The sequence below is a fragment of the Bacillus atrophaeus genome, from assembly GCF_039519175.1.
Taxonomy (GTDB): Bacteria; Bacillota; Bacilli; order Bacillales; family Bacillaceae; genus Bacillus; species Bacillus atrophaeus.
In genome coordinates, this window is sequence record NZ_CP154443.1 from 3,976,060 (window position 1) to 3,989,053 (window position 12,994).

13 protein-coding genes are annotated in these 12,994 nt (G+C 42.8%); all 13 read right to left on the reverse strand.

Translation table 11 applies throughout. The features are described 5' to 3' along the window. Window positions 1–71 precede the first annotated feature (71 nt). Window positions 72–1,883 (reverse strand): DNA primase, encoded by a 1,812-nt coding sequence (gene dnaG / locus AAHT65_RS20015; protein WP_088117594.1) that lies wholly within the window; start codon window positions 1,881–1,883, stop codon window positions 72–74. 34 nt (window positions 1,884–1,917) lie between these two features. Further along, the gene (locus tag AAHT65_RS20020; protein WP_004429502.1) at window positions 1,918–2,412 is read right to left on the reverse strand and encodes a YaiI/YqxD family protein; all 495 of its coding nucleotides are present in this window, start codon (window positions 2,410–2,412) and stop codon (window positions 1,918–1,920) included. A gap of 255 nt (window positions 2,413–2,667) precedes the next feature. Next, a complete protein-coding gene (locus AAHT65_RS20025; RefSeq protein ID WP_004429498.1) occupies window positions 2,668–3,480 on the reverse strand; it encodes a pyruvate, water dikinase regulatory protein in 813 nt (270 codons plus the stop codon). A 25-nt stretch (window positions 3,481–3,505) separates the two neighbouring features. Next, window positions 3,506–4,144 carry a transcriptional regulator CcpN gene (ccpN, locus tag AAHT65_RS20030; protein ID WP_034718267.1) on the reverse strand — a complete coding sequence of 213 codons (639 nt, stop codon included), beginning with the start codon at window positions 4,142–4,144 and terminating at the stop codon, window positions 3,506–3,508. Window positions 4,145–4,291: 147 nt separating this feature from the next. Beyond that, complete coding sequence (gene glyS / locus AAHT65_RS20035; RefSeq protein ID WP_343310714.1) at window positions 4,292–6,331, reverse strand: glycine--tRNA ligase subunit beta; 2,040 nt, start codon at window positions 6,329–6,331, stop codon at window positions 4,292–4,294. Beyond that, entirely contained in the window at window positions 6,324–7,211 is an 888-nt protein-coding gene (gene glyQ, locus AAHT65_RS20040) for a glycine--tRNA ligase subunit alpha (RefSeq protein WP_010789234.1), read from the reverse strand. The genes glyS and glyQ overlap by 8 nt, the downstream gene beginning before the upstream one ends. A 298-nt stretch (window positions 7,212–7,509) precedes the next feature. Continuing rightward, window positions 7,510–8,277: a DNA repair protein RecO gene (recO, locus tag AAHT65_RS20045; RefSeq protein WP_216413438.1), complete on the reverse strand. Its 768-nt coding sequence runs from the start codon at window positions 8,275–8,277 to the stop codon at window positions 7,510–7,512. Window positions 8,278–8,313: 36 nt separating this feature from the next. After that, a complete protein-coding gene (locus tag AAHT65_RS20050) occupies window positions 8,314–8,457 on the reverse strand; it encodes a YqzL family protein (protein ID WP_004429487.1) in 144 nt (47 codons plus the stop codon). A gap of 156 nt (window positions 8,458–8,613) precedes the next feature. After that, window positions 8,614–9,519, reverse strand: coding sequence for a GTPase Era (gene era, locus AAHT65_RS20055; RefSeq protein WP_004429485.1), 906 nt, complete (start codon window positions 9,517–9,519; stop codon window positions 8,614–8,616). Further along, window positions 9,500–9,910 (reverse strand): cytidine deaminase, encoded by a 411-nt coding sequence (locus AAHT65_RS20060; protein WP_010789236.1) that lies wholly within the window; start codon window positions 9,908–9,910, stop codon window positions 9,500–9,502. Before AAHT65_RS20060 ends, era begins: the two co-directional genes overlap by 20 nt. Before the next feature lie 113 nt (window positions 9,911–10,023). After that, a complete protein-coding gene (locus tag AAHT65_RS20065) occupies window positions 10,024–10,401 on the reverse strand; it encodes a diacylglycerol kinase family protein (protein WP_004429481.1) in 378 nt (125 codons plus the stop codon). Further along, the gene (ybeY, locus tag AAHT65_RS20070; protein WP_010789237.1) at window positions 10,382–10,855 is read right to left on the reverse strand and encodes an rRNA maturation RNase YbeY; all 474 of its coding nucleotides are present in this window, start codon (window positions 10,853–10,855) and stop codon (window positions 10,382–10,384) included. The genes AAHT65_RS20065 and ybeY overlap by 20 nt, the downstream gene beginning before the upstream one ends. Beyond that, window positions 10,856–12,991, reverse strand: a complete 2,136-nt coding sequence (locus AAHT65_RS20075; RefSeq protein WP_343310716.1) for an HD family phosphohydrolase — start codon at window positions 12,989–12,991, stop codon at window positions 10,856–10,858. Window positions 12,992–12,994 lie beyond the last annotated feature (3 nt).

Consider the following 12,994-nt stretch of genomic DNA (forward strand, 5'->3'; position numbering starts at 1 on the left):
GGTAAAGCGATCTATTTTGCTCCTCCGCAAGGAATCATTGCCAAATGAGCGCCTTCCCGCAAATTCATGTGTTATTTTAAAGATCGGTTCAATGTAATAATTTCTTGAGCCAAAGATGCCGCTGTGAGAAAATCCTTTTGTCTTTCTGCCTCTGCTCTCTCTTGCTCTTTTTCCTTTATCATTGACCATTTTCGATGATTCAACACTTTTTTTACATAATCCGATAACTCGGCTTCGCTCAATTCTTGATTGATTTGCAGCATCAATATATCGGAAAGCAGCTGGCTGATCGTGTCATCCTGAAGTTTTGACATCGCATTTTGAGGTGTCAGCTCAGCTCCTTCTTCATATAAAGCATACAGATATGCAGCCAGCGCCCGGTGCTCGTCGAGATTGAATTCAAATCCAATCCGATCCAGCACTTTTTTTATGACGCCCCGGTCACGTAGCATATGGGCGAGAAGAAGCCTTTCAGCATTTTCATGGGCCGGCCGCAGACGCTTTTGCCTCGCCTTTGTAGTGATATGCGCCCGCCTTGTCTGAGTCTCCCTGTTATTCTGGCTCGGTCCGTTTTGCTTTGAGAATACGGCGAGCTGCTCCGCTAACGATTCTTGTGAAAGAGAAAATTCGGCAGCAAGCTGTTTCAGGTAAACTTCTTGTTCGAGCGACCCTGACAGCGCGCTGATTTCTTTCAAAACGGATTTGATGTAGGCTAACCGGTCGCCTTCATCAGATAAGTTCTTTCCTTTACGGAAGAATTGCATTTTGAACGCCATTACGGTAACACTCGCGTTTATGATGTCATTTTTGAATTTTTCCCCGCCGTATCTCTTCACATAATCGTCAGGGTCCAATCCGTCAGGGATGATGGCCACTCTTACCTTACAATCTTTTTTCATCAGCAGATCTGCGGCTTTTAAGGTGGCTTCATAACCGGCTGAATCGGAATCATAGCAGAGGATGATCTCTTCCACGTTTCTTCTCAGGATCTTCGCATGCTCTTCTGTGAGAGAGGTTCCCATAGTAGCTATGCTTTCTTTCACTCCTGAGCTGACAGCTGATATGACATCTGCAAATCCTTCAAACAAGACCGCTCTTTCCTGCTTCCTGATTTGGAGGCGTGCTTTATGAAAATTGTATAACAGCTTACTTTTATGAAACAGCGGTGTTTCAGGGCTGTTCATATATTTAGGCTGCTGGTCTCCGAGCGCTCTGCCTGAGAAAGCGGCTACAGCACCATGATGATCATGGATCGGAAAAATGATCCGATTTCTGAAACGGTCAAAATAACCGCTGCCGTCTTCCCGTCTGATTAAAAGCCCGGCTTTTTCCATCAGCTCTTCTTTAAATCCCCGTTTTGCCAAAAACTTCGTCATGAAGTCCCAAGAATCAAGAGCGTAACCAATTTCAAACTCATCTATCAGCTCTTTCGTAAAGCCTCTTGACAGAAGGTAATCTAACGCATCTTGACCTTCTTTTGTATTCATTAGCAAATGATGGTAAAATTTCTTCAGAAGCTCATGAGCCTCCGCCATCTTCTGTTCGCCGGATGAATCTGGGCGGGACGCTGTATTAATCGTTATATCATCGGGAAAATCAATTTGATATTTATCAGCAAGGTGGGATACTGATTCGGTAAACGAATAGCCCTCCATCTGCCTCAAAAAGGAGAAAACATTGCCGCCCGCTCCGCATCCGAAGCAATGAAAAATCTGTTTATCCGGCGATACGGAAAATGAAGGCGTGTTTTCTCCATGAAATGGACAGAGTCCAAAGTAATTTCGGCCTTGCTTTTTTAATTGAACGTAATCACCTATGACTTCTACGATATCTGCTGACTTTTGCACCTGATCCACAATTTCATCTGGTATACGATTTCCCATCTTATTAACACTCCGTCGTACATTATTCGATGCCTTAGTCTAAAATCCCTTCATGATTCGACAGGATTTTTTGCAGCAGGGTAACAAATCGTTCTCGATCTTCATTATTTAATTTTTTAGGGCCCTTGGAATATATGCCTTTTCTCCTTTGTTTGCCGGAAATATGGCGGCCTTGAAGCGCGAAATCAATCGTATCTTCCTTATAAAGCCGGCCTCTTTCTGACATGACGCTGACTTTCCTGTTCAGCAATAAGGAGGCAAGCCCTATGTCCTGCGTCACAACAATATCTCCCGGCTTTACATGATTTGCGATATATAAGTCAGCTGCTTCTTTATGAGGATCAACGTACTTCCACTTCTCTTCCTTCCCTCTGGAAAGCTGATAGTGCTCAAATGAAGCTACAAAAAGGACTTGAACATTGAAATCTGATGCTACGAGCAAAATTTCATCTTTTACAGGACACGCATCAGCATCGACAAAAATCGTCTTTTCTTTTTCATCAAGAAGAGTAATTCTCCATCCCTCCATTAATCTCCTGCATAAAAGCAAGCAAAATCGCTCATGCTTCAAAATTGCGGACTATGCGAATTTGTCGAAAAATTTCCGGGAGAAATTCTTGACATCTTACCCATAATAGTTTATTCGTATCAGACTAAGCTTAAACCTAAAATTAATCATTTTATCACAATTTTTTATTATAATACAAACTTCGTAAAGATGCTATTCTTTTTCACTATTCCCTTTTTCCTTACAATCAAAAACCCAGGAGAGAGCGTCCCTGAGTTATTTGTTCTTCGTTTTTAAATGGTGGATGATATTCGCCGTTTCTTCAACCGCTTTGTTGGAAACATCTACAACCTGGCATCCGATCCGATCCACTATCTTTTCGAAATATTCAAGCTCTTCTTTAATTCTGTTAATATTCGCATAGATGGCTTTGTCATTCAAGCCAAGGGATTTTAACCGTTCTTTTCGAATATGGTTCAGCTTATCCGGACTTATTTTCAAGCCGATGCATTTTTTCGGATCAACAGCAAACAGTTCCTCCGGCGGGTCAACCTCAGGAACAATCGGAACATTGGCAACCTTGAGCCGCTTGTGGGCGAGATATTGAGATAAAGGAGTCTTAGATGTGCGGGACACGCCGATTAGGATGATATCGGCTTTTAAAATGCCTCTGGGGTCCCGTCCGTCATCATATTTTACCGCAAATTCAATCGCTTCCACCTTCTTGAAATAATCTTCATCAAGCTGGCGGACACGGCCAGGTTCATATTTAGCCGTCAGACCGTAAACTGTTTCCATTTTATCTATTAACGGGCCGATAATATCATAATATAAGACATTGGCTTTTTTAGCTTCAGCAATTAAGTATTCGCGTATTTCAGGAACAACGAGTGTAAAACAGATAATGCCGCCGTCTGCCTGTGCGAGAGAAATGACTTCATTAATGGTGCCGATATCTTCAACATAAGGAATTCTTCTTATATTTGTATCGTCCGCAGAGCCATTGAATTGGCTGAGTGAAGCTTTTACGACCAATTCAGCCGTTTCTCCGACTGAATCCGATACAACATATATGATGCGATTGTTCATATTATCCCCCCGTTAGTTTTCATCCTTAGATAATTTCATTTTCTGATAAACTGACGAGTATTTTCGTCATATTCGTTTTTGTAATTCTGCCGATCACTTCGAAACCTTTATCCGTTTCTTTAATGACAGGAAGCGCATCAATTTGTTTTTCGATCAGGTGCCTCCCTATATCCATTACATAATCTTCACGCCTGCAAACCGTAATGTTCGGCATCCTCGTCATAATAATGTGCACAGGTATAGAAGCAAGCTCCTGCTGGCCGATGCTGGCTCTGAGCAAGTCCTTACGTGACAGCACTCCGACTAACACAGCGTCACGGTCTACGACAAACAGAGTACCTACATCCTCTAAAAACATGGTGCATATCGCATCATAGACAGATACGTTTTCATGGATAACAACAGGAATAGATTGAAAGTCTTTCACTTGAAGTTTTTTTAATTTATCCGCTAAAAGCTGTGTGCCCGTTTTACCTGTATAAAAATAACCGACTCTCGGGCGTGCCTCAAGGAAGCCTGACATGGTGAGTATGGCTAAATCGGGTCGCAGCGTCGCTCTGGTCAAATTCAGCTGGTCTGCTATATGTTCCCCGGTAATCGGCCCGTTTTCTTTTACAATCTGCAAAATTTGTTCTTGCCGTTTATTGAGTTCGATCGTACTCACCACCTTTTAAGATAAAGCATTCTTCATATCTATGTATCGAATAATAATTCATATTATAACGCAAATTGGGCATTATCAAACAAAAACTCTTACAAACGGGTAAAAAGACGATTGCCGATCATCTCACAGCAACCGTCTTTCCTTTCTTTATTTTACAATAAGCGCGTTCATATTAGCAAAAGACTTGATTTCGTCTGCCAAATTTATCATTTGGGCTAAGCGGTTCGCCTTTAATGTTTCATTATCCGAATGAACCATTGTGTGGTTAAAGTATTCTTCGATCGGCTCTTTTAATGCGGCCAGCGCAGTCAGTGCAGCTTCATAATCCTTTTTATTAAAGCTGGCATGCAAATCGCGCTTTGCTTCTTTATAGGCATCATACAGCTTTGCTTCTTGTTCATTTTCAAACAGGTCAGGCTGAATATTTCCGTGCTCGCCTTTTTTGCTGATGGAAATCACTCGTCCTAACGCTTCAGCTGTTTCTTTAAAACCTGGCGCTCCCAGCTTTTTCTCTAATACATGGGCTTTGTGAAGCGCTGAGTAAGGCTCCAGTTCCGAGCTGTCAAGCACCGCGTCAATCACATCATGGCGGATCTGTTCCGCGTTCATAACATACTTAAGGCGCTGAGTGAAGAAATCCAAAAGTTCGCTGTTTTTGTCTGTTTTCACAAATGTCAGCAGCTGTTCAAACGAAATGCCCCAGTTTTGGTCAAGCAGGATGGAAACGATTCCGCTTGCTTGGCGCCGTAATCCGTAAGGGTCTTGAGAACCTGTCGGAATCACGCCGATCGAAAAGAATGAAGTAATCGTATCAAGTTTATCAGCCAAAGCAACAACAGCACCTGTGAAAGTAGATGGTGTTTCTCCGCCTGCAGCTCTCGGCATATAGTGTTCATTCACAGCGATGGCCACGGCTTCTTCTTCACCGAGCATTCTCGCATACTTCTCACCCATAATGCCTTGAAGCTCAGGAAATTCATATATCATATGTGTGACAAGGTCAAATTTAGAGATTTCAGCCGCACGTGTAATCAGCTTTTTCGTCTCTTCATCAGCTTTTAGCTGATCAGCCAGTTTTTCAGCAATAGTTGTCACTCTTCTCACTTTATCAGCGAGAGATCCAAGTTCTTCGTGGAAAACAATATTTTCCAGTTTTTTCACATTTTCATTTATATTAAGCTTCTGGTCTTCCTTATAGAAGAAAGAAGCGTCGGATAATCTGGCTCTGAGTACCTTTTCATTTCCTCTGGCCACATTTTCAATGGCATGGCTGTTTCCGTTTCGGACCGTGACAAAGTATGGGAGTAAATCGCCATTTTGGTCTTTTACAGGGAAATAACGCTGATGCTCCTTCATTGTGGTAACCAGCACTTCCTCCGGAATAGAAAGAAACTCAGGTTCAAAAGAGCCATAAAGCGCAGTCGGGTATTCCACTAAATGATTGACCTCATTCAGCAGATCCTCATCGACCGGAATGTTCCAGTTCTTTTCAGCAGCAATGGATTTAAGCTGATGTTGTATCATGCTTTTGCGAATATCCGGATCTGCAATGACATGCTGCTCTTTCAGTTTTTCCTCATATGCAGAAGGCGCTTCAATTGACACTTCATGACCGAGGAACCGATGTCCCTTTGTCATATGGCCTGACTGCACATTTGTGATTGAAAACGGTATAACGTCTTGGCCAAATAACGCTACAATCCATTTTATCGGACGGATATAACGCAGGTCTTCATTTCCCCAGCGCATGTTTTTCGGAAAATGAAGGCTTGTAATCAGACCTTCTATTTCTGGAAGAAGTGTCTTCGTGTCTTGTCCGGCTTGGAATTTTTGCACAAAAACATATTCAGTGCCTTTTACATCTTTGATATATAAATCCTCTACGCCGGCACCTTGGCCTTTGGAAAAACCGATGGCTGCTTTTGTCCAATTGCCGTCTAAATCGAGGGCGATTTTTTTCGCGGGACCTTTTGCTTCCTCTTTTATATCAGCCTGTTTTTCTGCCACATCTTTCACTAAAACCGCAAGACGTCTCGGCGTATTGAAAAGCTTCACTTCACCATGAGCGATATTTCTTTCAGTCAGCCAGTTTCCCAGTTTTTCTCCAAGCTGCACCATGCTCTCATGCATAAAGCGCGCCGGCATTTCTTCTAATCCGATCTCTAAAAGTAAATCTTGTTTACTCATGAGAAGAACCCTCCCCTTTAAGCATTGGGAACCCTAGTTTTTCTCGTTCCTCATAATATGTTCTCGCTACTTTTCTTGCTAAATTTCGGACTCTTCCGATATAGCCCGTCCGCTCTGTAACAGAGATGGCGCCTTTTGCGTCCAGCAGGTTAAAAGTATGCGAGCATTTCAATACATAATCATACGCCGGATGAACAAGGCCGTTATCCATTTGTTTATTTGCTTCTTTTTCATACGTGCTGAACAATTGGAACAGCATCTCAACATCAGAGGTTTCAAAGGTATAGACAGAATGCTCGTACTCAGCCATCATAAACAAATCTTTGACGGTAAAGCCTGATGTCCATTCAAGGTCAAATACATTCTCTTTGTCTTGAATATAGGATGCGAGACGTTCTATTCCATAAGTGATTTCAACTGAAACAGGTTTACATTCTAAACCGCCGACCTGCTGGAAATACGTGAATTGCGTAATTTCCATCCCGTCAAGCCACACTTCCCAGCCAAGGCCCGCACAGCCTAATGACGGGTTCTCCCAGTTATCCTCTACGAAACGGATGTCATGCTTGAGCGGATCAATTCCCAGCGCGCGCAATGAATCAAGATAAAGCTCTTGAATATTATCTGGCGACGGTTTAATAATCACCTGGAATTGATGATGCTGATAAAGTCTGTTCGGATTTTCTCCGTAACGGCCGTCTGCCGGCCGTCTTGACGGCTCTACATAAGCCACCTTCCACGGCTCGGGTCCGATGCTCCGCAAAAACGTATACGGGCTCATCGTTCCGGCTCCTTTTTCTACATCATAGGCCTGCATCAGTACACAGCCCTCACTGGACCAATGCTTTTGCAGGGTAAGAATCATGTCTTGAATATTCATTTCAAGCACCTCCATTTAGTACATTCAACGTTCACTGCGGCTGCAACCAAAAAACTCCCGTCTCTATGCTTGCCAGCCGCAAACATAGGGACGAGAGTTCTCCCGCGGTTCCACCCTAGTTGCCGGGATTTAACCCCCAGCCTCTTTTTAAAAATTGCTCAAGAATGCCTTTCCTTACGTGCTCATCCTTAGCTTTCACCGGCCTAAGGTCGCTTGATATGAGATAGACGCAAGTACTTCTTTCTGTCACCGCAACATATTTTATAATAAATGATCATATAAAAAGATGGGCTGAATGTCAACTTTTGTTTTCACCCATTAGATTTTTCATACTCTCCATTTGGTCTAAAAAACGTTTTGATTTAAGATAAATTCCGGAATATTCTTCGTAATACAAGTCAATGACCCGTTTTAGCTCATCTTTTGTTTCCTGCTTTATGGATACATTGCCGAGTCTAGAAAGATCAAAGTAATAAAACAGTCTCAAAAGCCTGGCCGTTTGCGGCGTAATCGGCACTTTGTAAGGGTCCTTGCCAAAGCAGCGATGACAGATAAATCCGTTATCCCTGACAGAAAAATGAAACGTTCCATCCTGACTTTGACAATGCACACAGTGGTTGAGTTCAGGATACAATCCTATTACACCCAGCATTTTCATTTGAATGATGAAGGTAATGACATCGGGGTCGGTTCCTTCATTAAGCCTCTTCAAAGACTCAAGAATCAATTCAAACAAATACGGGTTCGGCTTCTTTTCCTCCGTCCCCTTATCAACAAGTTCTGCAATAAAAGCAGCATAAGCTGTCAAAAACAAATCTTCTCTAATGCCTCTCATACTGAGAATCATTTCACCCTGCTGAAGCGTCCCGAGACCTGACGTTTTTTGAATTAAAAACGATCCATACAGAAAAGGCTGGCTGACGGCTGATAAACGGCTGTTGGTTTTTTTGGCGCCTCTTGCCATTACGCCGATTTTGCCGTGCTCCCTTGTCAGCAGGGTCACAATCTTATTTGTTTCGCCGTAGTCATTGGTACGAAGGACAATTCCTTCACATTTTGTCAGCATACCCGCACCTTCCAAAAACAGGAGCGGCCAAGAGGTTTATAAAATTGGAAAATCAAATCGGGCTAGCTCGTCTTCTAGTTCATCGGGTCTTTCCAGGTTCTCCTTTTCCAGTTCTTTAAAAAGAAGATACGTATCAACGCTTCCTGTTTGTGAAAATACGTTCCAGGTAAAATTCAACACAAGAAACCCACCTTTCTGTAGTTAAACTAGCTTATCTAAAACTCCAAATTCTTACCCTTATCTTGACCAGCTGTCCTCCTTTTCATGTTAAACAATTTTTGCTAATACAGCCTTGTTTCTGTGAGGTAATCATACACACTGCTCGCCAGGCAATTATTAATATTCATCCTCTTTAAAACCGAAATCTCGAAGCTGGGACATCTTGTTCCGCCAGTCTTTTTGCACCTTCACCCATAATTCAAGGTAAACACGGGAGCCAAGAAGCGCCTCAATGTCCGTTCTTGCCCTTTTACCGACTTCCTTCAGCAGACTGCCTTGTTTGCCGATAACAATCCCTTTTTGTGAGTCACGCTCCACCACAATCGTTGCGGCTACATGCACAGAACCGTTCTCACGCGCTTTTATGGATTCAATACTGACCGCAATGCTGTGCGGAATCTCTTCCCGTGTCAGATGCAAAACCTTTTCTCTGATTAATTCAGATATAATAAATCGTTCAGGATGGTCTGTTACCTGATCACTCGGATAGAACTGGGGCCCTTCCGGAAGATAGGCTTCAACTTGCGTCAGCAATGTCTCAATATTGTTGCCTTCAAGTGCAGAGATCGGAACAATCTCCTTAAAAGGATAACGCACCCGATATTCGTCTATTAAAAGAAGAAGCTTATCGGGATGGATCTGATCAATTTTGTTCACGATTAAAAATACGGGTGTAGACGTATGCTGCAGCTTCTCAATAATGAACTCGTCACCCTTGCCATATCCTTCTTCAGCATTGATCATAAACAAAATTAGGTCGACTTCTTTTAATGTATTTTGCGCCACTTTCATCATAAAGTCGCCAAGCTTATGCTTAGGCTTATGAATGCCCGGTGTATCAATAAAAATGGTTTGTGACGTGCCTGTCGTTAAAACACCTTGCACTTTGTTTCTGGTCGTTTGCGGCTTATCGCTCATAATGGCGATTTTTTGGCCGATGACCCGGTTCAAAAATGTAGATTTTCCTACGTTTGGTCTTCCAATAATGGAAACAAATCCTGATTTAAAACTTTCGTTCGTCATGTAAATCCTCCGATGAAAATGCTCCTGGCAATAATTCTTCTGCAGTCATTTCTTTTATTTGTCCTTGTAAATTCGTCAATATCACCAGCATATCCTTTTTGCAGAGCTCTGAAATCACTTGTCTGCAGGCTCCGCACGGAGATACCGGTCCCGGTGTATCAGCGGCAACTGCGAGCATTTGAAATTCCGTATCTCCCTCAGAAACGGCTTTAAACAGCGCCGTACGCTCCGCGCAGTTGCACAAGCTGTATGCAGCATTCTCAATATTGCAGCCTCTGTACACTTTCCCATCCGTGGTAAGAAGAGCGGCTCCGACTTTAAACTTTGAATACGGCACATACGCGAGATCGCGTGCTCTTAGTGCTTCTGAAATGAGTTCCTGTCTGTTCATGTGTACATGTTCCTCTCTTACCTAAAATGATACCGCTAACACTTTTATTTTACATAATTACGATTGATTTTTCACGCCCATTTCTAGAAATGTAAAACAATTGTAAGAAATTTCTACCAAAAAAACTTTGGCAAAAAGATAAGTAAACCAATGATACACGAAATGACGGCAAATACGCAAACAGCTCCGGCAGCCGCGTCCTTTGCGGCTTTTGCAAGGGGGTGCTGTTTATCTGTCACCAAATCTACGGTATGCTCTATCGCCGTATTCAGCAATTCCAACGAGAGCATGCCTCCGATCAGAATCAAAACGACGGCCCATTCTGTTATGTTGATCTTTACAAGAAAGCCGCAGAGGATAACGGCGCAGGCAGCCGCTGCGTGAATTTGAAAATTCCGCTCCGACCGCGCCGTCTTCAAGATTCCCCGGCTTGCATGAACAAAGCTTTTCAACAGCCGATGCCACTCATTTTTATGATCTCGTGAGTCCATAGTTATCCAGCAAATCCTTTTGCTTAGTAAACATCTCCTCTTCTTGCTCTTTCGTCATATGATCATATCCTAACAGGTGCAAAAAGCCGTGTACGGCAAGGAAGCCGAGCTCCCGAAGGAAGGAGTGGCCATACTCTTCCGCTTGTTCTTTCGTCCGGTCCGCGCTGATGATAATATCACCTAAAACGGGCGGCATTTCGGCACCTACGATCTCTACTTCGTCTTCCCCCTCTTCTTCAAGAGCAAAGGAAATGACGTCTGTAGGCGTATCTTTCCCACGGTATTCTTTATTAATCTGTTGAATTTCATCATTGGTCACAATGGTGACTGAAACTTCCGCCTGATCTTGGACGCCTTCGCGTTCAGCGGCAAATTGAAGGAGCTTTTCAACTTCCTTCAGCATTTCTTCAGCAACACTTTCTGTCTCATCAATAATGTCTATAAGTAAACTCATTTACTTCACCTTCTGTTTATTAGCCTCCGGATATTCAATCCGGGAGTGGAAAATTCCTTTTAGCGTTGCGCATAATGTTTTTGCAATCGTATCCAGTTCCCTGAATGTCAAGTCGCATTCGCTGAATTGCCCGTCCTGAAGCTTATCTGAAATAATGCCGCGCACAAGCTTTTCAATCCGTTCAGGATTAGGGTTGTGCATGGACCTGACCGCTGCTTCGACGCTGTCCGCCACCGAAATAATAGCTGCTTCTTTCGACTGCGGCTTCGGACCGGGATAACGGAACTCTCCTTCTGTAATCTGGTCGCCTTTTTCTTTCGCTTTATAATAAAAGAATTTCAATAATGACGTTCCGTGATGCTGCTCAGCTATATCGACAAGCTCTTTCGGAAACTTATAGCTTCTCAGCATGTTCGCTCCGTCTGCAGCATGCGCAATAATGATATTTTTGCTAAGCTGCGGAGAAAGCTTATCATGCGGGTTATCAATATTCATTTGATTTTCAATAAAATATTGGGGCCGCTTTGTTTTTCCTAAATCATGATAGTACGCGCCGACTCTTGCAAGCAAGCCATGTGCCCCGACTGCTTCACAGGCGGCTTCCGACAAGTTGGCGACCATGACACTGTGGTGATATGTACCTGGTGTTTCCGTTAAAATTTTTCGCAGCAGCGGATGATTCGGGTTAGACAGCTCAATCAGTCTCATTGTGGACAAAATGCCAAAACCTGTCTCAAAGAACGGCATAAGACCGATAATCAAAACGGATGAAGCCAAACCCGATACAACGCCCATCAGCATTAAAGTCCCGATTTCAAGACTTGACAGAGCGGTATTCTGTATCAATAACAGGGAAAGCACGACGATCATATTGATGAACGAAACAAACAGTCCGGTCTGCAAAATCTTTGATCTCGCATTGTGTTTCCCTAAAAATAAAACACCGGATATACTGCTGATCAGATAAAAAATCCCGATGACATAATTAAATGTCCCTGTCACGCCCTGATTAAACATCATACTTCCGCAAATCGCAAGAATAATACTTCCCAAAATGGCGATTCGTTCGTTCATCAGAAGTTTGATCAATATGGCGCCCGCCGCTATAGGAACGAGATAGCCAATATTATTATATTCCATTTTTTGAAATAAACTGACAACCTCCATAATCACAAGCAACAGGGTTGTAATGATGGAAAATAACAGAATTGACTTGTTTTTAAACTTCAGATTCTGATTTTGTTTTTCAAAATAGTATACAAGTGTCGCGATGAAAAGGCCGATGATAATCAATAGTCCGCTGATCGGTTTTAGAAGATTTGAGTTATTTAATAGCCCTGTCAATTCAAGCTTTCTGTACACTTCACGATCAATGAGATCGTTCTCTTCTACAAGCACCTGGCCTTGTTTAATCTGAACCTGCTGGACATTATCTGACGCTTCCTGACGCTTTTCCTCGGTTGCGCTCGGATCAAACACGTAGTTCGGGATAATGGCATAACGCCCGATTTCGGTCGCGGCTCCCAGATACTTAGACGGGATGGAATTGCTTTTCAGCTCTTTTGCCACTTTATCCTTTGCAGCAGATAATTTATCAGACGGAATTTCATTGCTCATGACCGAATTGACTGTCGTAATTACAGTATCTCTGACAAATGAAAAATCTTCACTGTCGGCTTTCAGCAAAGTCTTAATGGTATCCTCTGAAATAGAGTCATTCACATCTGAAGTCAGCTTGTTTTTCACGGACTTAACCATCGATTTTTCTGATGGTGTGTCACTGTCTTCATCGGCAGATTTTTTCACTTCACTTATGCTGTCGAATATGGATGACACAAGGTCAAGACGATTGTCTGTATATTCTTTTTTTAATGTATATTGGTCTTCGACCGCATCCTCGGCAGCTTGCTTTTTCACTTTTGTCGCTTTTTGATCTTCAACTGTTGCCGGAGCGTATATGGTTTTGTCGCTTACTGAAAACAGGTCTAAATCAAGCGACTCCGGCTTAACATGTACAAAGAGCAATCCAAACATAATGGCGGCGAGCAGAAGATATAATAGTACATGCATTGATCGGGCGTTTTTTAGGCTGCGGAATTTTTTTGGGCTGCTCTTGCCCTTCCCCTTCTTTTTCAAAAA

Excerpts from the sequence above, each read along its gene's own strand:
- dnaG (WP_088117594.1), bottom strand. The coding sequence starts at position 1,883 with ATGGGAAATCGTATACCAGATGAAATTGTGGATCAGGTGCAAAAGTCA.
- AAHT65_RS20020 (WP_004429502.1), bottom strand. The coding sequence starts at position 2,412 with ATGGAGGGATGGAGAATTACTCTTCTTGATGAAAAAGAAAAGACGATT.
- AAHT65_RS20025 (WP_004429498.1), bottom strand. The coding sequence starts at position 3,480 with ATGAACAATCGCATCATATATGTTGTATCGGATTCAGTCGGAGAAACG.
- glyS (WP_343310714.1), bottom strand. The coding sequence starts at position 6,331 with ATGAGTAAACAAGATTTACTTTTAGAGATCGGATTAGAAGAAATGCCG.
- glyQ (WP_010789234.1), bottom strand. The coding sequence starts at position 7,211 with ATGAATATTCAAGACATGATTCTTACCCTGCAAAAGCATTGGTCCAGT.
- recO (WP_216413438.1), bottom strand. The coding sequence starts at position 8,277 with ATGCTGACAAAATGTGAAGGAATTGTCCTTCGTACCAATGACTACGGC.
- era (WP_004429485.1), bottom strand. The coding sequence starts at position 9,519 with ATGACGAACGAAAGTTTTAAATCAGGATTTGTTTCCATTATTGGAAGA.
- AAHT65_RS20060 (WP_010789236.1), bottom strand. The coding sequence starts at position 9,910 with ATGAACAGACAGGAACTCATTTCAGAAGCACTAAGAGCACGCGATCTC.
- AAHT65_RS20065 (WP_004429481.1), bottom strand. The coding sequence starts at position 10,401 with ATGGACTCACGAGATCATAAAAATGAGTGGCATCGGCTGTTGAAAAGC.
- ybeY (WP_010789237.1), bottom strand. The coding sequence starts at position 10,855 with ATGAGTTTACTTATAGACATTATTGATGAGACAGAAAGTGTTGCTGAA.